Genomic DNA, 16,681 nt, shown 5'->3' with positions numbered 1-16,681 from the left:
GATGCGACACGCGGTGCGATCTTCCGCTGCTCGAGCGATACCAGCAGTTGCCGTTCCGCCAATAATATCTATGCCAATGCCGATGCCGCCGGTGGGCGCCTGCGATCGCTCCGGCCGTAGCTCCTATCGCAGCGCCGCGACGACCGCCGACGGCACCGCCGATGACCGCACCCCGAAGCGCGCTCTGAGGATACGATTCGCTGGAAGGGAACATTCCCGCGAACGCGAGCAGGATGACGAACAGTGCAAGCTTTCGCATCTGAGCGTGCCTTTCCTGATTGGACGCGTCTGCCGCGCAGATAACCGCAGAACGGTTTATCTCTGAGGGTGATCAGCGCCGCCGCGGAGCGGCATAGCGTGGATTGATGCCGCAATATGCGTTCGTGCCGGAAGCGGCAGCCAGACATTGCGGGCGTGTGGCGAACTGGCAATTGCCCGGAAAGCCCCAATTGCGACCACGCAGGCAGTAACGATCCGCCTCGGCGGCCTGCGCCGGCCCCGAGAATACAACGGATAAAGATGTGGCAAGCAATGCCAGCATCGGAACGGCACGATGCATCTCGACCTCCATGGATGGATGGAGGCGAATTATATCGCCGACGCGTCGGCCATACCGCCAGTAAAAGCCCTTGCCAGACGCTGCGGCGTTTATTGATGCGACCTGGGGCGAAAAGCGCCCACGCTATCGCGAAAATCTCAAGCTCGGGGCTGCCTGAAGGCGGCCGTATCAATTGACGGCGTCACACCTTCACGGCGGGGTCTCCCCGCCGATCTGATCTTCCTTCACGACCAGCAATGGTCAATGCCTCACATGCTCGAACACGACGATCACACCCGTCGGCTCCGGCTCGTGGGCCATCAGGCGCGTGAGGTCGGCATCGCTCCAGTCGGCGAGGCTGACGACTTCGCCGGTCTGGCGCTCGGCGCCGAGCGACGGGGTCGGCTCGAGGACCTTCAGGCCCGTCTCGTCGACGAAGAAGGTGTGCTCGCCGAACATGCTGTTGAGCTGCGGCATGGCGGGATGCTCGTCGGGCAGCACCTGGGCGCCGAGTTGGTTGACGGTCTGCTTCACTTGTTCGGATGTGAGCTTCATGAGCTGCTCCGTTTCTGTCGTGCCGGGTTTCATTGAGTTGAGCTAGGGCGGGCGTTCCCTGCGCCTGTGTCGCCTGGCTCAAATTCCCGAACGGGTGCTACGCACAAATGTTCCGGTGAAATGTATTTCGTGATCGCGAGTTTCATCCGCCGCGCTCACGGCACGGGTTCGCCACACGATGTCCACGATCTGCCTGTGAGCGGCTCTAATCGGCAGCTTCGACGATCCGGATGTCGCGGTCCGCGCCATCGCCGAGCAAATCATGGGCAGCCTGATAGGCTTCTCCTGATGCCTTTTGATCCGTTACTCGCTCCTGACCTCGCCGACCGAGAGCGCGCAGATGCGTGACAGATATGTGTAGGGCAGACCGGTCTCCTCGGCCCAGGCGTTGAACTGCGCCTGCACTTTTGCGAGATCGCCCTTCGACTTCACCTCTTCGCCGATATCGAGGCCGGCACCGCGCAGGCAGGCCACGACGTCTCTGGAGGTGACGAAACCGTCCCAGCCGACGAAGCGCAGCAGCATCTGGCCGGTGTTGCCGCCGAGCCGACTGCCGCGCTTGATGAGGAGATCGAGCAGGCCGATTTCGTCGGACGACGGCCACTTCGCCAGAAACTTGCCGAAGCTGCCGTGCTCCTTTGCGATCGCCTGGACGAAGGCGGCGTTGTCGCGCACCGACATGATCTTGGCGCCGTTGCGCACGATCCGCGCATCGCGCAGCAGGCCTTCCCAATAGTCTTCCGGCTGGAAGGTGAGCTTGGCCGGCTGGAAATGCAGGAAGGCCGCTTCAAAGCCGTCCCATTTCGAATCGATCACGCTCCAGGCAAACCCTGCGCAAAACACCCGCCGGGTCATCTCGGCGAGGATGCGGTCGTCGCCGAGCTTGGCCAGACGCTTGAGGTCGGGCTTGTCGGGCATCAGCCTGTCCAGCGCCTTGGGGCCGCCCTTGCGCTTCTCGGCGCGGGCACGAATGGTCTTGAAGGGGGTCATGCGGACACGAGCGATTGAGGATATGCCACGACAGCAGAATTCGATGGTCCGGTCCAGACCTGCGACGCCCGATGCCCTGCATGCCGCGATACGCCGCGGCATGCTCCGGCTCATTGGATTGACGCGAGGGGGCGGCCGTGCTGGTCTGCTTCTTGCTTTTTGCCGTTTTGGAATTCCCAGACAATTTCAATCGCGAACGGATTTCAAATGCGCTGCCTGGTCGTGGCTGACCTGCACTACGCGCTGCCGCAGTTCGACTGGCTGGTCAGCGCGGCGCCGCAATTCGACCTGGTGATCTTCGCCGGCGATGCGCTCGATATCGGCTCGATGGTGGATTTTCGCGCGCAGATCGTGGTGGTGAAGAAATACCTCGCGCTGCTTGCCGGGAAGACCCGCGTGATCATCTGCTCCGGCAATCACGACCTCGACGAGCGCAACGCGGAAGGCGAGAAGATCTCGCGCTGGATCTCGGAGGTGCGCGAGCTGGGGATCGCCTGCGACGGCGACGGCCTCACCATCGGCGACACCCTGTTCACGGTGTGCCCGTGGTGGGATGGACCGCTGGTCAAGCAGCGCATCGCCGACCAGCTCCGCGATGCCGCGGCGAGCCGGCCGCAGCGCTGGATCTGGGCGCATCATGCGCCGCCGGCGAATTCGCCGACGAGCTGGGGCGGCAAGCGCTTCTTCGGCGATGTCGAGGTGGTGCAGTGGATCATGCAGTATCAGCCGTCGATGGTGATCTCGGGACATGTGCATCAGTCGCCCTTCATCACCGACGGCTCGTGGTTCGACCGGCTGGGCCAGACCTGGGTCTTCAACGCGGGCCTGCAACCGGGCCGGCCGCCGACGCATATCGTGCTGGATCTCGATGCCAACAAGGCGTTCTGGCTGGCGGCGGGCGAGGCGCAATGGATCGATCTCGACGCGCCGCTGAAGCGGCCGGCGGCCTTGGTCGAGGCACCGCCGGACTGGCTTACATTCTTGGATCGGATTGCCGATCCGAGCCTGGCGAGACCTCAAGCGGCGGCAGGTTGATCATGCTCTGAAGCACTTCGCCGACCATGGCCAGATGCGTGCCGTGGCCGGCATATTGCCGCTTGAGATCGGCAAGATAGGTGTTGGCGACGTTGAGCCGCTGCGCCAGCATCTTCGCGATCAGCAGCGCCACCCCCGGCTCCTGCTTCAGGAACGAGGCGGCATCCTCGAACTCGTAGACGATTGCATCGGAGCAGGCCCTGACCGTCGCGGTGTGCGGCTGGCCCAGCAGCACCGACATTTCGCCCAGCACCGCGCCCGGCTCGGTGACGGTGGCGACCACCATCTCACCCTTGAGCACCTCGAGCTTGCCCTGCATCAGCACATAGAGATGGCCGCTGGTGCCGCCCTCGGTGACGACGACCGTACCGGCCGCAACCTGCCGCTCCGTTCCGCCGGTGCAATAATCCAGGACTGCGCGCATCGCCGAAAGCTCCCATCGCTGGGGATACCCATTGCCGGGATTACTAGAGCACGATCCGTGCCACGCGGCAATTCGACCTGCGTAGAGCTATCGCGACAGGTGCTTTGCGAGGTGAACCGACTGCCAGTCGCCGAGCCCGGTATCCCTGAACCCGGCCTTCTTCGCCAGGCCGCGCATTTCAGCATTCGTTCGCGCGGTCTCGCCGGCGATCATCTCGTGGCGGAGATCGATCGCGCGCGTCTCCATCGCCGTCATCATCTGGAGGCCAAGGCCCAGGCGCTGGAAGGCGTCGGCGACCGAGATGGCAAACTCGCCGTGCCGTGCGGCCGCATCGTAGGCGTAGTGCGTTTCGCCGATGATGTTGCGCTGCCCCTCCTGCCTGAACTCGGCCAGCAAGGTGAAGTGACCGGGACGGTCGGCCTTCGCCACGCATTCGGCCGCGACCACGGCGAGGTCGGCGCGCGCACCCATGAAACGCTTGTTGCGCGATGACGTGGACAGGCCGGCGAAATAGACCGACAGGTTCTCGACATCGGACGCGCTGGCGGCCCTGATGCAGACCATCCCCTTCGCTTCGGCCAGTTCAACCGGCGCGACGGCGGCCTCCGGAAACAGCTGTAACATGCGTGATGCTCTCGGCAGGTTGCGTGGACCGCACACCTAGCCGAGGCCGTGCACGTAGCGCTTGGACATCGCTGCCAATCATGCGGCTAAAAACGAACAGCCCGTTTCCCTGTGCCCCGCGTCACACACGGGAGGGTGAAAGCGTCGAAGCGGGCGCGATCGTCTTCAGGCCGCGGTCACGCGGCCTCTCGCCTCCCGACGCGGCGCTCCGGCCGCGTGGCTGTCATCGACTGCTCCTCGCCGTCCTGCGGAGCACCCCAGAACTCCCTGACCGAAGGCCCCCATTTCAATCGACGTGCACGCAAGAATTCCAGAATCTCGTGCGGCCAGACCCTGCGGCCCATCTGCGTGTACCAGCGCATGGCGTGGCGCAGGCCTGCGTCGCGCTGGAACAGCACCCGCCAGATCGCCTTTGGGCGACACTGCAACACCATTTCCGTGAACTTGAACCAGGCCAGCACGCGCCACGGCGCCATATGGCGCGTGGCGAGCACCTGATGCTTGTAGTCCCATCGCCGGCGATCGGGCTGGATCACGCGGCGCTCGGCCGCGAGACGGAAGTAAGGCGTCCAGCGATGCGGCGTGACGTAGAGCAGCTGAACCTGATCGGGATCGTAGGCAAGCAGCTGCTTCAAGCCGCGCCAGTGATCGCGATCGGTCTCCTCCTCGAACCCGACCACCCAGGTCGCCATCGACAGAATGCCGTGCTGCCGCAGCAGGCGGATGGCCTCACGGTCGACGGCCGTCGTCGCGCCCTTGCGGATCAACTCCAGGGTCCTTTCGTCGGTATTTTCAAGCCCGAGCAGGAAGCGCTGCCAGCCGGCCTTCTTGTAGAGATGCAGGATGTCGGCGTCGCGCACGATGTCGTCGGCGCGGGTCGAGCCAACCAGGATGAGGTCGACGTTCTCAGCGATCAGCGCTTCGAGGAAGGCGCGCCAAACTTTCTTCGAGACGGTCGGGTTTTCGTCGGCGAAGTTGATGACCTTGACCCCGTGCTCGCGATGCAGGCGCGCAAGCTCCTTGGCGAAGCGGACCGGATCGCGGTGACGCCAGCGCGTCCAGAACCCGCGCTGGCCGCAATAGTTGCACAGATGCGGACAGCCGCGCGAGAACTGGACGACCACGGCGCGCAGGCCGCCCCAATAGCTGTAGCGCGCATGATCGATCAATTCCCAGCCGATGCGACAGGCGTCGAGGTTTGCGATCACCGGCGCCGGCGGCGTCGCGCGGGGACCTGAGACATCGCGGAACGCGATGCCGGCTATGTCGGCGAGATCGTGACCGTATTCCAGCGCGCGCATCAGGCGCCGCGCGGTCTCTTCACCTTCGCCGCGCACGATCGCGCTGACATAGGGTTCATCGTGCAGGATTTCGCGCCAATGGTAGGTCGGGAAGACGCCGCCATAGACGATCAGCACGCGCGGCATGACCTTCACCAGGGCACAGGCAACCGCCGCGATCACGGGATGTCCGGAAGTCGAGCCGGAATGGCCGAACAGCACGGCATCCGGGGCGAAGCCCGTCGCTTCGCTGACGACCTCGGCGATCGACATGGGGCCGAATTCGGCGTCGATCAGCCGCACCGCATGGCCGTCGTCGATCAGCGGTCCGCCGATCGCGAGCAAACCCAGCGGCGGAAGATGATCATCGGGAATTCGGCTTCCGATCGAGGGATGAGGCACGTTGACAAGAAGAACACGCATGGACTTTCGCTCCCGCTTTGGTTGGCGTGATCGTCCGTCCCACTTCTATGAAGAAGCCCAATCCCCCGACTGAACCCGAAGACATTCGTGCGTGACTGCTGCGGAAACCCTTGCTCTGCCCCGCCTTGGCGTCACACCCGCGAGAGTGACGGCACCTCCTCGGGCATGATCGCCTGGAGGCCGCCGAAGCGCCGCTCACGGCCGTGGAACGCGGCGAGCGCCTCGGCGAGATCGCCCGCATCGAATTCCGGCCACATCCGCTCGGTGAAGTGCAGCTCGGCATAGGCGCCTTCCCACAGCAGGAAGTCCGACAGCCGCTTCTCGCCCGAGGTGCGGATGATGAGATCGACGTCGCGCAAACCGGCCTCGCCGGTGACGAGCTGCGAGAACGCTTCGCGGGTGAGGCTGGTCAGCGCCGCCGCCTTCGCCGCAGCGTTGAGGATGGCATCGCGCGCGGAATAATCGACGGCGATGCGCAGGTGAAGCGTGCTGCCGTGGGCGGTGGCCGCTTCGGCCCGCGCGATCGCATTCGCGATGCCGTCAGGCAGCCGGTCGCGGCGGCCGATCACGGTGAGACGCACCCCGTTCTTCACCAGGCTCTGCACCTCGTTGGCGAGATAGAAGCGCAGCAGGGTCATCAGCGCTGCGACCTCGGCCTTCGGCCTTCGCCAATTGTCGGTCGAGAACGCATAGAGCGTCAGCGTGCCGATGCCCTGCTTGGGCGCCGCCTCGACGATGCGGCGGATCGTCTCGACGCCGGCCTCGTGGCCGCGCAGCCGCGACAGGCCGCGCCGCGTGGCCCATCTGCCGTTGCCGTCCATGATGATGCCGACGTGAAGCTTCTCGCTGCGAGAGGTCATGTCACTTTGCATTGCAAAGTCTCCGGTCAAAAAAGGGGGAGGATCAGGTCGAGATGATACCGAGACGGCCGAGCGGCGGCGCTTCGCGACCGGCGGCCTTGGCGGCGTCGCGCACCAGGCGCTCGAGCACGGCCAGATAGTCGAGGAAGCGGCGGCGGCCTGCCCTGGTCAGCCGGCATGTGGTGTGCGGGCGATTGCCCTCATAGCCCTTGGTTACCTCGACGAGGCCGGCCTCCTGCAGCACGGCGAGATGCCGGCTGAGATTGCCGTCGGTAAGGCCGCAGAGCTGCTTGAGGTCGGCGAACGCCAGCCCCTTCGGATGCGCCATCAGCGAGGTCAGAAGCCCGAGCCTCGCCTTCTCGTGGATGACGCGGTCGAGCCCTTCATAGGAAAAAGGCGCGCTGTCAGTCTTCGACATCATGATCTCCGGACGCAAAATACAGAATGCCCGCCATCACCGACTGGCCGATCACGAAAGGCAGGCCCATGGTCCACGGCGACAGCGTGTGGGTTTGGCTCGCGAGCACCACGACCGCGAAACCCGAAACGAAATACCAGGCGCCGGCGAGCGCGACGGTGCGCGGCAGCGAGCGAATGGAGGCGAAGATGCCAAGCGACACCAGGATCTGCCACAGACCCGGCAACAGCCACAGCGTCTCACTCGCGAACTTCCACATCACCACCGCAAGCAGCACGCCGGCAACGCCTGCCGGAAGGAACTGCTCGACCGCCTGGTGGATCATGGCGTCGGCAAGGCCGGAATGATGGCGGCGTGAACGCGCGCGCATCTCGATCCCGATCATCAGGCCGGAGACCACGGCGGCGATGAACCAGCCGAAGAAAAAGCCAAGCGGCTCTCCGGTGGGGTCGCCGAGCAGCCAGAATTGCAGGATTGCCGTAATCAGCGCGACACCGCCGGTCGCGACCATGGTTGCCGGGCCGTAGCCGCGGAACGCCGTGCCGGCCGCAATCTGGCTGCGGATCGCCACGATGTCGGCCAGTGCCTTGTCGAGATCGCGCATCGGCAACGCCAGAACCTCGCTCGACCCGCTTGTCGGGATCCGTTACTTTGTACTGCAAAGTATATAGCATTGCAAAGTGGGCGCAAGCCCGAAGGCTGCCCGAGGAAACACGCCCCAACCGAACAACTGCCGGTTGCACCAATGGGGACCGGCCGGATAAGATGAGCCAATAGCGTTCCGGGGGCGTGGAGATGTTCAAGACGACTGTTGTTGCGTGCGTGCTACAGATGATCCTGGCCGGGGTGGCCCATGCGGCGGGGCCTTTCGGCACGATCCGCGTCGGCAACTGGAACGGTGGCGCCTATTCCAATGATTCGACCGGCGCGTTCTCTCACTGCGCCGCAAGCACACCTTACGCCAACGGAGTCACCTTGCTTGTTGGCCAGGATGCAAACAGCTCTTGGCTGCTCGGCTTTGCCAATCCGGCATTTCGCTTCAAGAAGGGTGAGAACCTCACGATCGACGTAACCTTCGACGGTCAGGCCGAGGTAAGACTCTTCGCGACCGCGTTTTCGGAGGTGATGGTCTCGGCAGTTCTGCCCACCAACGTCGCCCGCGCGCTCCAGAAGGCGAGTCTGATGGTGGCGGTGGCGAGAGGTACGCCCTTTCAGTTCAGCCTGACGTCGACTGCGCCTTTGGTGGCTGCGATTACCAATTGTGTGACCAGAGTCAAAGCCGACGGCCTGGATAAGGCCGGCGATTTTACAAAGATTGCCGCCAAGCCGCAGACCGCGCCGGACAAGCAGGCATCACCGGCAACCGGCGGCAAATCTGCTCGAACCAAGAGCGGCACCGGCTTCGTGGTCAGCGCCAACGGCCACGTCGTCACCAACAACCATGTGATCGACGGCTGCGTCGGCGACATCAAGGGCAACCTCACCGGCGAGGCCTCGATGGCGCTGCGCGTCGTGTCCAGCGATGCGAACAACGATCTCGCTTTGTTGCAGGCGCCGTCGACGGCGGCTTTCAAGGACTTTGCCCGTATCCGCGACCGCTCGATCCGCTCCGGCGATTCCGTCATCGCGATCGGCTTTCCTTACCATGGAATGCTGACCTCGGACTTCACCGTGACGACCGGTATCGTGAGCTCACTCAGCGGCATGCGCAACGACACGCGCTTCCTGCAGATCAGTGCGCCAGTGCAGCCCGGCAACAGCGGGGGCCCGCTGTTCGACGCCACCGGGCAGATCGTGGGCGTCGTTACCGGAAAGGTCGACGCGCTCCGCATCGCCGTAGCGACCGGCAACATTCCCGAGAACATCAACTTCGCCATCAAGACCGGCGTGCTGCGCGACTTCCTCGACAATTCCGTGGTGCCCTATCAGACCGCCGAGCCTAAGGCCGAGCTCAAGACCACCGACATCGCCGGCAACGCGCGGCCCTATACGATGCTGATCTCGTGCAACGCGACGGAGCAGGCCGACGCGAAGCGGTAGCCCTCACGAGCAAGGCAAGCTGCCGCGCCGGCCACTGCTGTCATTCCCCGCGAAGGCGGGGAATCCAGTACGCTGCGGCCTCTCGTCTGTATCACTCCCCTCTCGGAGTACTGGATCGCCCGGTCAAGCCGGGCGATGACACCTTTGATGTGGGCAGGGCGTACCCGCCCCCCTCACCCGTGGCAGCACGCACCCTTCGTCGCCTGCGGCTCGTACTGGTCGCGCAGGCGCACCCAGTCCATCGGATAGGGCAGCCCCTCCTCGTGACGGCCGAGCGGGGTGAGGTCGAGGTACTGATAAGCGGCGTTCATCATGTCGAGGCCGCGGGCGAAGCAGGAATAGGTGTGGAAGATCTCACCGGCCTCGTTGCGGTAGAACACGCTGATGCCCGGCAGCTCCGGCCCGTAGATCTTCGTGGTGCCGAAATTGTACATCGGCTTGCCCGTGGCGATCTGCTCCGGCGAGAACGTCACGCCGTAATCCCGGTTGAAGTCGTTGCTTCCCGACGAGACCCAGTCGAAGGTCCACCCCATCCGCGCCTTGAAGTCCTCGAGCTTTGCGATCGGCGCCAGCGAGATCGCGACCGTCGCGGTGTGGCGCGCGGCCAGGTGCGGCACCATGCGATCAAGACCGTCGGCCCAGAACGAGCAGCTCTTGCAGGCCGCTTCCCAGTCGGGCGCGAACATCACGTGCTGGACGACGAGCTGCGGACGCCCCTTGAAGAGATCGCCGAGCGTCACCTTGCCGTTCGGTCCGTCGAACACGTAATCCTTGTCGACCTTGACCCAGGGCAGCGCGCGGCGCTCCTCGGCGAGGCGCTCGCGCGCCGCTGTGAGCTCCTTCTCATGCGCCATAAGGGTTTTGCGAGCCGCGATCCATTGCTCGCGCGAAACGATCTGATGGGGTTGCATGACGGTCTCCTCTGACAGAAATCAGGCGACGAAGGCATCGAGCTTGTCGAGGAACGAGCTCCAGCCCCGCTGATGATTGTCGCGTGCGGCCTCGTCGAAGAACTGGGCGTGATGAAAGATCATCAGCGTGCCGGCGCTATCCGGCTTGAACGAGATCGTGACCAGCGATTCGCGCTCGGGCGTCGAGTGCCAGGCCCAGGTGAAGACCAAAAGCTCGTTCGGCACGACCTCGCGATAGGTGCCGCCGGCCTCGAAATATTCGCCGTCGTCGCTGACGAAGCTGATGCGGTAGCGACCGCCGGTGCGAACGTCGAGCTCGGCGGCCAGCGTCGCCGGTTTCATGTTCGGCGGCCCGAACCATTGCGCTAGCTGCGCGGCCTGCGTCCAGGCGGCGTAGACTTTTTCCGGCCGCGCGCGGAGCCGGCGCGTGAGCGTGAGGCTTGGACGTTCGCTTGGACGTTCTGCCGGGCGCTCGGCGCTGCGGGAATCGGCGTTGACGGCTGTGTTGGCCATGTCTCTTCCTCCACGAAGGCGGCAAGACGATCTAGATTGTCGGACCAGAACTGCGCGTAACGATTGAGCCAGTTCATCGCCTGCTCCATCGGCTGCGCGGTGAGCCGGCACGAGACCGTGCGACCGGTTTTCTCGCGCACGATCAGGCCTGCGTCCGTGAGCACATCGAGATGCTTCATGATCGCCGGCAGCGAGACCGGAAACGGCGCGGCCAGCTCGCTCACCGACAGGCTGTCCTGCTCGCCGAGGCGGGCGAGAAGCGCACGCCGCGTCGGGTCGGATAGCGCCGCAAAGGTCCGGTCCAGCGTCTCGTCCTGATACTTAACCATGTGGTTTAGTATAGACGTGAACGAGAAGGCGTCAAGCAGGAACCCGCGCGCCCGGATCTGCACGATCAGGTGATCAGGCAGACGTCAATGAGAGGCGCCGCTAGTATGGCGGAGCGTGCCGGGCTCGCGGAGCCGGCTGAGGTGGCGCTCGCGTGACCAAGGCGGGATTCTGACCGCAAAAGCCCTTGCGGCCTGAGGCGCTCAGCAGACACTGCTCGCGGGTTTGATAGGAGCAGTCGCCGGGATAGCCATATTCCGAATCCTGAATGCACCACGCATAGTCCGCCCGCGCCGGGCTGCCGCCGGCGAGCCACACAAGGACCATGGTGCCCAGCACGAATTGCGCCTTGCGCATGACCGATCTCCCATGTTCGCCGCGCGACATGCGACCTCACAGAGAGAAAGGCTCGCAGAGCCAGTTTATTCCGGAGCGATCACGCGAAAATGCGCCGCTGCGGGCTTCGCGATGACTTCGTGCGGCTAGTACGGCGCGACGGGCCGCGTGCGCCGGCGCGGCTGCGGTTGGCGCTGCGGCACCTGGCCATAGGCCATGAGCGGATTGGGGCCGCAGTACAATAGCCGGCCGGACACACTGGCCAGACACTGCTCGTAGGTGCTGTAGGCGCATTCGCCGGGATAATCATATTCGCCGCCCTGGGCGCACCAGGGATAGTCGCGCGCCGCGGCGGGCGTGACGGTGACGACACCGGCAAGGGCCGTCGCACCCAATGTCAGCAGGACCAGTTGCGTCTTGCGCATGTCCCAACTCCTCTCTTCACGGCGCCAGATACGGCGCCATACATCATCAGGTTTCGCCGGGCCGCTTTATTCCAGATCAACGAGACAACGCGCGCAAGAAAAAAAGCCCTGCCGAACGGCAGGGCTCCAATTCCGATCATCACAAGATCGCTACTCGACCTTCAGGCCGGCGAACTCGACGACCTTCTTCCACTTCTCGGTCTCGGCCTTGATCTCCTCGCCGAACGCCTCGGGGGTCTGCACCCGCGGCTCGCCGCCGAGCTCGACCAGACGCTTGGTCATGTCGGGCTCCTTCATCAGCGTGTTGATCTCATCGTTGAGCTTGGCGATGATTTCCTTCGGCGTGTTCTTCGGCGCCCCCATGCCGAACAGCGCGCTCGCCTCGTAGTCCTTCACGGTCTCGCCGATCGCCGGCACGTCGGGCAGTTGCGGCGAGCGCTGCGCGGTGGTGACGCCGATCGCACGCAGGCTGCCCGAACGGATGTGCTGGATGATCGAGGGCATGTTGTCGAAGATCACCTGCACCTGACCGCCGAGCATGTCGGTGATCGCGGGCGCCGCGCCGCGATAGGGCACGTGCTGCATCTTGCAGCCGGTCATCGCCATGAACATCTCGCCGGACAGGTGCACCGAGGTGCCGTTGCCTGACGAGGCCATGTTGACCTTGCCGGGATTGGCCTTCACGTATTCGATGAACTCGGCGACGGTCTTGGCCGGCACGTCCTTGTTCACGGTCATCACGTTCGGCACGCGCTGGAACGAGGCGACCGGCGCGATGTCGCGCACGAAGTTGAACTTCAGGTTGGTGTAGAGCGAGGCGTTGATGTAGTTGGCCGGATTGACCAGCTGCAGCGTGTAGCCGTCGGGCTCGGCATTGATCACGGATTCGGTGGCGATATTGTTGCCGGCGCCCGGCTTGTTCTCGATCACGAATTGCTGGCCGAGCTTTTCCGACAGCCGCTGGCCGATCAGCCGTGCCAGGATGTCGGTGGCGCCGCCCGGCGGATAGCCGACCACCCATTTCACCGGGCGAGCCGGATAATCGGCGGCAAGCGCCTTCGACAGCGGGCTGGCTGCAAGAGGAGTGGCGGCAAGCAGGCCCAGCGCGGTACGGCGAGTGATCATTTCAAGGGTTCTCCCAACGTGTTGTTCTTGAAAGCCAGATATCTTGAAAGCGTCGTCGGCGGCGTTGTAACAAAGCCGGAAGCACGCGGAAAGTGCGCAACGCACATGGCGACGAAAGGATAAGGCATGCCGGTCAAGGTCGAGGCCCTCGATCACCTCGTGATCAACGTCGCCGACGTCGCGGTGACCGCTGAGTGGTACCGCAAGATTCTCGGCATGGAAGTCAAGGTGTTCGACCCCGGCGGCGGCAAAGCGCCGCGGACGTCGTTGCAATTCGGTAACCAGAAGATCAACGTCCGGCCGCGCGATGCCGACAAGGTCGAGTGGTTCACCGCCGACCACCAGACCGCCGGCAGCGAGGATCTGTGCTTCCTCACCTCCGCCGCGCCCGACGAGGTGGTGGCGCATTTGCAGGCACATGGCGTCGCGATCGAGGAAGGCCCGGTTCCCAAGCAGGGCGCCCGCGGCACGCTGCGCTCGGTCTATTGCAGGGATCCGGACGGCAGCCTGATCGAGATCTCGTCGTACGAAAACTAGACTCGTCATTCCGGGGCGATGCGAAGCATCGAACCCGGAATCTCGAGATTCCGGGTCTGGTCCTTTGGACCATCCCGGAATGACGAATGAGAGAACGAGCGCGCGGCCACTGCACAGCGCACACCGCCCCCGATTTGCTCCCCGCGCCGTCCGGTGGCAGGAAGACGCAATAATCAAAAGGCAGCCGCCATCAAGATGTAGGCTGCACGGGAGGACGCATGCCCAATCAACAGACCGCAGCCGGAATCGTGGGCCCGTTTGACGGGCTGGATGTGCCGTGGCTCCTGAAGATGCGCGCCGAGGTGCGCAGCGCTCATCCCTTCCTGATCTGGGCGCCGTTCGACGCGCCGGCGCGGCACTGGAGCTATGGCGAGTTTCACGAGCGGGTCGGCGCGCTCGCGGCGGGGCTGGCGAAGCGCGGCGTCAGGCCGGGCGAATATGTGCTCATTCACCTGGACAATTGCATCGAGGCGCTGCTGGCCTGGTTTGCCTGCGTCGAGCTGGGCGCCATCGCAGTGACCACAAACACGCGTTCGGCGCCGGCCGAGATGGAATATTTTGCGGATCATTGCGGCGCGGTTGCCGCCATCACGCAACCGTCCTACGCCGAGATCATTGCAAAGCACTGCCGCAATCTGCGCTGGATCGCGGTGACCTCGCACGATGCGGGCGCGGCGCCGGCACAGCCCGTCGCGCACGGCGACAGCTTCGAGGCGCTGTTCGCCGACAGCGCCGACCGTCCCGGGCGCATGGCCGATCCGCTCGCGCCGTGCAGCGTGCAATACACCTCCGGCACGACGTCGCGGCCGAAGGCGGTGCTGTGGACCCACGCCAACGCGCTGTGGGGCGCCAAGGTCAACGCCGCGCATGAGGATCTGCACGCCGGCGACGTGCACCAGGCCTATCTGCCGCTGTTCCACACCAACGCGCTGGCCTACTCCATGCTGGCGACGCTGTGGGTCGGCGCCACCTGCGTGATCCAGCCGCGCTTCTCCGCGAGCCGGTTCTGGGGTGTCGCGCGCGAGCACGGCTCGACCTGGACCTCGACCATTCCCTTCTGCATGAAGGCGCTGCTCGAGCAGGAGATCCCGAAGGACCACAAATTCCGCCTGTGGGGCAGCGCCGTCAACGAGCCGCCGGCCTTTGCCGCGTTCGGCGTCAAGATCATCGGCTGGTGGGGCATGACCGAGACCATCACCCACGGCATCGTCGGCGAGGTCGATCAGCCCAACATCCCGATGTCGATCGGCCGCGCCGCGCCTGAGTACCAGATCCGGATCACCGACGATGACGGACGGCCGACCGAGGTCGGCGACACCGGCAATCTCTCGATCAAGGGCATCCGCGGCCTGTCGCTGTTCGCCGAATATCTCCACAACGAGAAAGCCACGCGCGAGAGCTTCGACGCGCACGGCTTCTTCCTCACCGGCGACCGCGTCGAGCGGCTGGCGAACGGCTTCATCAGGTTCGGCGACCGCGCCAAGGACATGCTGAAGGTCGGCGGCGAGAACGTCGCGGCCTCCGAGATCGAGCAGGTGATCGCGCTCGTCCCCGGCGTGCGCGAGGCGGCGGTGGTGGCGAAGAAGCACCCGATGCTGGACGAGGTGCCGGTCGTCTTCATCATCCCGCACGGCGGCGTCGCGGGCGCAGCGCCGGACCTGCATGACAGCGTGATGACCGCCTGCCGCAAAGGCCTCGCCGACTTCAAGGTGCCGCGCGAGATCAGGCTGGTCGACGACATGCCGCGCTCGACGCTGGAGAAGGTGGCGAAGGCGGAGCTGAGGAAGATGGTGGGGTGATCACAGTCGTTCCGGGGCGGTGCAGAGCACCGAACCCGGAACCTCGAGATTCTCAGGTGCGCAACTGCGCACCCTAGTTCGCGCTGCGCGCGCCCCGGAATGACTCGTCAAGAAGTCAAAACGACCCCAGCGCCACGGGCCTGAACGCCTGCAGCAGCTGCTGGTCGAGCTTGCCGCCCATGCCTTCCATCATCGTGAAGGCGCGGGAGTGGGTGAAGGGCATGCGGTAGGCGCGCTTCTCCACCAGGGCGGCGTAGATGTCGACGATCGTCGTCAGCCGCACGATGTCGCTGATCTGGTTCGACGACAGGCCGTTGGGATAACCGCTGCCGTCGAGGAATTCGTGGTGATGCAGCACGACGTCGAGCATCTCCGGCGGGAAGCCGCCCTGGGCTGCGAGCGCGTCATAGCCGCGGCGCGGATGCTGGCGGACCTCGTCCATCTCCTCGTCGGTCAGCTTGCCGGGCTTGTCGAGCAGCGCGGAAGGAACGAAGGCCTTGCCGACGTCGTGCAGCAGCGCGGCGCGGGTCAGGCGGCGCTGGTCGTCCTCGCGCATGCCGAGATGCTGCGCGAAGGCGACGGCAAATCCGGTGACGAACAGGCAGTGGCGATAGCTGCCGACATGGTGGCAGCCGACCGTGGTGAGCCACTCGCGCAGCGAGGAGTGCTTCATCGCCTTCAGGATCTTGCTCTCGGCGGCGATGACGTCGTCGAAGGTCAGGGGCACGCCGAGCGGCAGCTTCTCGAACATCTTGGCGAGCACCGCGTGCGCCGCCTCGACGCCGCGGTTCAGCGTCTTGCCGCGATCGGTCGCGTCATAGGTGGCGGTGTCGGGAAACGCGGCGCGGATGCGCTGCAGGATCGCGTCGGCCTGAAGCGGCCGCGAGATCGTGTCGGTGGCGCCCAGCGCCCAGGCCTGCATGGTGCCGTGGTGCAGGGCATCGGCGAGCACGAACAGCCGCGGCATCGAACGATAGGCATCGCCGCGCAGCTTGTTGCGCACCCGCTGCACGCTCTCGGGCGAGCGCAGATTGATGTCGACCACGAGGCCGGAGAGATCGCGCGAGGGCTTCTCGGGGATGTCCTGGGTCGTCACCGTCGAGACGTCGCCGACCGCCTTCAGAATGCTGGCAAGCTCGGTGCTCTCGTCGCTCCGGTCGGAGGCGAGCAGAAGCCGGCGTTTGGCGGCGGGTTTCACTGAGGCGTTCATGGCTTCCCCAAGAGAACGGGAGTGTTTCGGGCGAAAGCCTAAGCCGGATCAGGTTCTCCGGCCCTTAAGAGGCGTGCTCAATGGAACCTTCCGGAATTGCGCGCAATTTTAGGGATTTCGGTTACCGGCAAGGGAACTGCAAAACGGTGAAAACAACCCCATGCACAGTAGAACGGCCATTGAAGATAAAGGGGATTTTCGGGCGCTGTCCCTCCCGCCCGCCGCCGTCATCGAACGGCTTGACCGGGCGATCCAATACTCCGAGACGGCGCGGCTAGAATCGAGAAGCCGCGGCTTACTGGATGCCCGCC

Annotated in this window: 19 protein-coding genes and 1 pseudogene; 4 read left to right on the top strand and 16 right to left on the bottom strand. The window is 64.7% G+C overall.

Going from position 1 to position 16,681, the window contains the following annotated elements:
* Positions 1 to 331: 331 nt before the first annotated feature.
* From EI171_RS06810 to EI171_RS06800, 3 genes are all read right to left on the bottom strand, one after another.
* A complete protein-coding gene (locus tag EI171_RS06810; RefSeq protein ID WP_161532896.1) occupies positions 332 to 559 on the bottom strand; it encodes a DUF3551 domain-containing protein in 228 nt (75 codons plus the stop codon).
* A 240-nt stretch (positions 560 to 799) separates the two neighbouring features.
* Entirely contained in the window at positions 800 to 1,093 is a 294-nt protein-coding gene (locus EI171_RS06805) for a hypothetical protein (protein ID WP_028172575.1), read from the bottom strand.
* 303 nt (positions 1,094 to 1,396) lie between these two features.
* The gene (locus EI171_RS06800) at positions 1,397 to 2,083 is read right to left on the bottom strand and encodes a DNA-3-methyladenine glycosylase I (protein WP_161532895.1); all 687 of its coding nucleotides are present in this window, start codon (positions 2,081 to 2,083) and stop codon (positions 1,397 to 1,399) included.
* A 207-nt stretch (positions 2,084 to 2,290) separates the two neighbouring features.
* Between EI171_RS06800 and EI171_RS06795 the strand changes: the two genes are divergently transcribed.
* A complete protein-coding gene (locus tag EI171_RS06795) occupies positions 2,291 to 3,118 on the top strand; it encodes a metallophosphoesterase (protein WP_161532894.1) in 828 nt (275 codons plus the stop codon).
* On the opposite strand, the gene EI171_RS06790 is transcribed toward EI171_RS06795, so the two are convergent.
* From EI171_RS06790 to EI171_RS06765, 6 genes are all read right to left on the bottom strand, one after another.
* A complete protein-coding gene (locus EI171_RS06790) occupies positions 3,057 to 3,542 on the bottom strand; it encodes a Crp/Fnr family transcriptional regulator (RefSeq protein ID WP_011083677.1) in 486 nt (161 codons plus the stop codon). The two genes, EI171_RS06795 and EI171_RS06790, sit on opposite strands and share 62 nt — an antisense overlap.
* 87 nt (positions 3,543 to 3,629) lie before the next feature.
* On the bottom strand, positions 3,630 to 4,166 hold the full coding sequence (locus tag EI171_RS06785) for a GNAT family N-acetyltransferase (RefSeq protein WP_161532893.1): 537 nt from the start codon (positions 4,164 to 4,166) through the stop codon (positions 3,630 to 3,632).
* A 176-nt stretch (positions 4,167 to 4,342) separates the two neighbouring features.
* Positions 4,343 to 5,869 carry a magnesium-protoporphyrin IX monomethyl ester anaerobic oxidative cyclase gene (bchE, locus tag EI171_RS06780; protein WP_161532892.1) on the bottom strand — a complete coding sequence of 509 codons (1,527 nt, stop codon included), beginning with the start codon at positions 5,867 to 5,869 and terminating at the stop codon, positions 4,343 to 4,345.
* Between the two features lie 131 nt (positions 5,870 to 6,000).
* Positions 6,001 to 6,741, bottom strand: coding sequence for a di-trans,poly-cis-decaprenylcistransferase (locus EI171_RS06775; RefSeq protein ID WP_011083674.1), 741 nt, complete (start codon positions 6,739 to 6,741; stop codon positions 6,001 to 6,003).
* Between the two features lie 31 nt (positions 6,742 to 6,772).
* Positions 6,773 to 7,147 carry a transcriptional regulator gene (locus EI171_RS06770; RefSeq protein ID WP_038965183.1) on the bottom strand — a complete coding sequence of 125 codons (375 nt, stop codon included), beginning with the start codon at positions 7,145 to 7,147 and terminating at the stop codon, positions 6,773 to 6,775.
* The gene (locus tag EI171_RS06765) at positions 7,134 to 7,751 is read right to left on the bottom strand and encodes a hypothetical protein (RefSeq protein WP_161532891.1); all 618 of its coding nucleotides are present in this window, start codon (positions 7,749 to 7,751) and stop codon (positions 7,134 to 7,136) included. Before EI171_RS06765 ends, EI171_RS06770 begins: the two co-directional genes overlap by 14 nt.
* A gap of 191 nt (positions 7,752 to 7,942) precedes the next feature.
* Between EI171_RS06765 and EI171_RS06760 the strand changes: the two genes are divergently transcribed.
* The gene (locus EI171_RS06760) at positions 7,943 to 9,187 is read left to right on the top strand and encodes a S1C family serine protease (protein WP_060912794.1); all 1,245 of its coding nucleotides are present in this window, start codon (positions 7,943 to 7,945) and stop codon (positions 9,185 to 9,187) included.
* A gap of 173 nt (positions 9,188 to 9,360) precedes the next feature.
* Here the strand turns inward: EI171_RS06760 and EI171_RS06755 are convergent, their stop codons facing one another.
* From EI171_RS06755 to EI171_RS06730, 6 genes and pseudogenes are all read right to left on the bottom strand, one after another.
* Entirely contained in the window at positions 9,361 to 10,098 is a 738-nt protein-coding gene (locus EI171_RS06755; RefSeq protein ID WP_161532890.1) for a DUF899 domain-containing protein, read from the bottom strand.
* 21 nt (positions 10,099 to 10,119) lie between these two features.
* Positions 10,120 to 10,452: pseudogene (locus EI171_RS06750) on the bottom strand (SRPBCC domain-containing protein); the annotation flags it as partial.
* An 11-nt stretch (positions 10,453 to 10,463) separates the two neighbouring features.
* Positions 10,464 to 11,003 (bottom strand): helix-turn-helix transcriptional regulator, encoded by a 540-nt coding sequence (locus tag EI171_RS06745; protein WP_011083668.1) that lies wholly within the window; start codon positions 11,001 to 11,003, stop codon positions 10,464 to 10,466.
* Between the two features lie 37 nt (positions 11,004 to 11,040).
* Positions 11,041 to 11,295, bottom strand: coding sequence for a DUF3551 domain-containing protein (locus tag EI171_RS06740; protein WP_082757162.1), 255 nt, complete (start codon positions 11,293 to 11,295; stop codon positions 11,041 to 11,043).
* 125 nt (positions 11,296 to 11,420) lie between these two features.
* Positions 11,421 to 11,699 carry a DUF3551 domain-containing protein gene (locus tag EI171_RS06735; protein WP_028172563.1) on the bottom strand — a complete coding sequence of 93 codons (279 nt, stop codon included), beginning with the start codon at positions 11,697 to 11,699 and terminating at the stop codon, positions 11,421 to 11,423.
* 150 nt (positions 11,700 to 11,849) lie between these two features.
* A complete protein-coding gene (locus EI171_RS06730) occupies positions 11,850 to 12,824 on the bottom strand; it encodes a tripartite tricarboxylate transporter substrate binding protein (RefSeq protein ID WP_011083667.1) in 975 nt (324 codons plus the stop codon).
* 126 nt (positions 12,825 to 12,950) lie between these two features.
* Between EI171_RS06730 and EI171_RS06725 the strand changes: the two genes are divergently transcribed.
* Both EI171_RS06725 and EI171_RS06720 read left to right on the top strand, forming a co-directional pair.
* On the top strand, positions 12,951 to 13,361 hold the full coding sequence (locus EI171_RS06725) for a VOC family protein (RefSeq protein ID WP_011083666.1): 411 nt from the start codon (positions 12,951 to 12,953) through the stop codon (positions 13,359 to 13,361).
* A 218-nt stretch (positions 13,362 to 13,579) separates the two neighbouring features.
* Positions 13,580 to 15,160 (top strand): ATP-dependent acyl-CoA ligase, encoded by a 1,581-nt coding sequence (locus tag EI171_RS06720; RefSeq protein ID WP_161532888.1) that lies wholly within the window; start codon positions 13,580 to 13,582, stop codon positions 15,158 to 15,160.
* A 115-nt stretch (positions 15,161 to 15,275) separates the two neighbouring features.
* Here the strand turns inward: EI171_RS06720 and EI171_RS06715 are convergent, their stop codons facing one another.
* Positions 15,276 to 16,370 carry an HD-GYP domain-containing protein gene (locus EI171_RS06715; RefSeq protein ID WP_011083664.1) on the bottom strand — a complete coding sequence of 365 codons (1,095 nt, stop codon included), beginning with the start codon at positions 16,368 to 16,370 and terminating at the stop codon, positions 15,276 to 15,278.
* Positions 16,371 to 16,681: the final 311 nt, after the last annotated feature.

This window comes from Bradyrhizobium sp. LCT2, from assembly GCF_009931255.1.
Taxonomy (GTDB): Bacteria; Pseudomonadota; Alphaproteobacteria; order Rhizobiales; family Xanthobacteraceae; genus Bradyrhizobium; species Bradyrhizobium diazoefficiens.
Note: the sequence above shows the minus strand (reverse complement) of the source record. Positions and strands in the feature narration are given on the sequence as shown.

Bases quoted from the DNA above. Each gene is read 5' to 3' on its own strand.
- EI171_RS06775 (WP_011083674.1), bottom strand. From the start codon at position 6,741: ATGCAAAGTGACATGACCTCTCGCAGCGAGAAGCTTCACGTCGGCATC.
- EI171_RS06715 (WP_011083664.1), bottom strand. From the start codon at position 16,370: ATGAACGCCTCAGTGAAACCCGCCGCCAAACGCCGGCTTCTGCTCGCC.
- EI171_RS06730 (WP_011083667.1), bottom strand. From the start codon at position 12,824: ATGATCACTCGCCGTACCGCGCTGGGCCTGCTTGCCGCCACTCCTCTT.
- EI171_RS06795 (WP_161532894.1), top strand. From the start codon at position 2,291: ATGCGCTGCCTGGTCGTGGCTGACCTGCACTACGCGCTGCCGCAGTTC.
- EI171_RS06735 (WP_028172563.1), bottom strand. From the start codon at position 11,699: ATGCGCAAGACGCAACTGGTCCTGCTGACATTGGGTGCGACGGCCCTT.
- EI171_RS06785 (WP_161532893.1), bottom strand. From the start codon at position 4,166: ATGTTACAGCTGTTTCCGGAGGCCGCCGTCGCGCCGGTTGAACTGGCC.
- EI171_RS06805 (WP_028172575.1), bottom strand. From the start codon at position 1,093: ATGAAGCTCACATCCGAACAAGTGAAGCAGACCGTCAACCAACTCGGC.
- bchE (WP_161532892.1), bottom strand. From the start codon at position 5,869: ATGCGTGTTCTTCTTGTCAACGTGCCTCATCCCTCGATCGGAAGCCGA.
- EI171_RS06770 (WP_038965183.1), bottom strand. From the start codon at position 7,147: ATGTCGAAGACTGACAGCGCGCCTTTTTCCTATGAAGGGCTCGACCGC.
- EI171_RS06725 (WP_011083666.1), top strand. From the start codon at position 12,951: ATGCCGGTCAAGGTCGAGGCCCTCGATCACCTCGTGATCAACGTCGCC.
- EI171_RS06720 (WP_161532888.1), top strand. From the start codon at position 13,580: ATGCCCAATCAACAGACCGCAGCCGGAATCGTGGGCCCGTTTGACGGG.
- EI171_RS06740 (WP_082757162.1), bottom strand. From the start codon at position 11,295: ATGCGCAAGGCGCAATTCGTGCTGGGCACCATGGTCCTTGTGTGGCTC.
- EI171_RS06810 (WP_161532896.1), bottom strand. From the start codon at position 559: ATGCATCGTGCCGTTCCGATGCTGGCATTGCTTGCCACATCTTTATCC.
- EI171_RS06790 (WP_011083677.1), bottom strand. From the start codon at position 3,542: ATGCGCGCAGTCCTGGATTATTGCACCGGCGGAACGGAGCGGCAGGTT.
- EI171_RS06765 (WP_161532891.1), bottom strand. From the start codon at position 7,751: ATGCGCGATCTCGACAAGGCACTGGCCGACATCGTGGCGATCCGCAGC.
- EI171_RS06800 (WP_161532895.1), bottom strand. From the start codon at position 2,083: ATGACCCCCTTCAAGACCATTCGTGCCCGCGCCGAGAAGCGCAAGGGC.
- EI171_RS06760 (WP_060912794.1), top strand. From the start codon at position 7,943: ATGTTCAAGACGACTGTTGTTGCGTGCGTGCTACAGATGATCCTGGCC.
- EI171_RS06755 (WP_161532890.1), bottom strand. From the start codon at position 10,098: ATGCAACCCCATCAGATCGTTTCGCGCGAGCAATGGATCGCGGCTCGC.